The 1,124-nt window shown below is 69.6% G+C and carries 1 pseudogene; it reads left to right on the top strand.

From position 1 onward, the window contains the following. Positions 1–1,124 (top strand): annotated as a pseudogene (locus P0X85_RS15075) (phage tail protein); the annotation flags it as partial.

The following is a 1,124-nucleotide window of genomic DNA, read 5'->3' as shown; positions in this document are numbered from 1 at the left end:
AAGGCGGCCTGACGCTCACCACGCGGCAGAGCCGGGCGTCCAACTTCAACGCGGTGCGCGGCCAGTTCGTGAGCCCGGAGAACAACTGGCAGCCGGACGACTTCCCGGCCTATGCCAGCGACGTGTATCTGGCTGAGGATGGCGGCGAGCGGGTCTGGCGGGATATCTCGCTGCCGTTTACGATCTCGGCCTCCATGGCGCAGCGGCTTGCGAAGATCGAGCTCGAGCGGGCCCGGCGGCAGATGCAGGTGAAACTCTCGGGCAAGCTGAAGGCTTGGCGGGTAGCGGCCGGCGAGACGACACGGCTGCGTTACGACCGCTGGGGCTTTGGCGGCGCGGACCTGCCCGAGGGCAAGCCCTTCGAGGTCGAGGCGATGCGTCTGGACCTGAGCCAGCTCGGGTCGGGCCCGCGGCTGGCCCCCGAGATCCTGCTGCGCGAGACCTCGCCGCTGATCTATGCTTGGGATGCTTCCGAGGAGCGGATCTACGCGGCCGCCCCGCGCACCACGCTGCCCTCGGCCTTTGACATCGCGCCCCCGGGCGCGCCGCAAGGCGAGGAGGAGCTTTACGTCACGCGGGACGGCTCGGCGGTGAAGGTGCTGTTGCGCATCGGCTGGGAAGCGGCCCCTTCGGGCTTTGTCGACACCTATCAGGTGGAGACACGGCGTGACGCGGAGGACTGGATGGACCGGGGCCGGACTTCGGGGACGGTGCTGGAACTGCGCGACATCCGTCCCGGGCAATGGGCGTTCCGGGTGAAGGCCGTCTCGGTGCTCGGGGTCTCCTCGGCCTGGCGGGAGGGCGCGCGCGAGGTGGTGGGGCTGACGGCGCCGCCTGCGGCGCTCGCGGGGCTGACGATCCAATCCGCAGGCGGGCTTGCCGTCCTGAAATGGCAGCGTGCGCGTGATGTGGATGTGCGCGTCGGCGGCAATATCGTGATCCGCCACAGCAAGGAAGCGGCGGCGAGCTGGGCCAATTCCACGCTCATGGACCGGGTCTCGGGGGGCGAGGCGATCGCGGTCGTGCCGCTCAAGCCCGGAACCTACTTGCTCCGGGCCGAGGATAGCGAGGGGCGGATTGGCCCGGTAAGCACGGTCACGACCAAGGGCGTGCAGATCCTGAGC

This window comes from Pseudothioclava nitratireducens (genome assembly GCF_029210495.1).
Classification (GTDB): Bacteria; Pseudomonadota; Alphaproteobacteria; order Rhodobacterales; family Rhodobacteraceae; genus Pseudothioclava; species Pseudothioclava nitratireducens.
The sequence above is the reverse complement of the archived record's forward strand: the minus strand, read 5'-3'. Positions and strand labels throughout refer to the sequence as shown.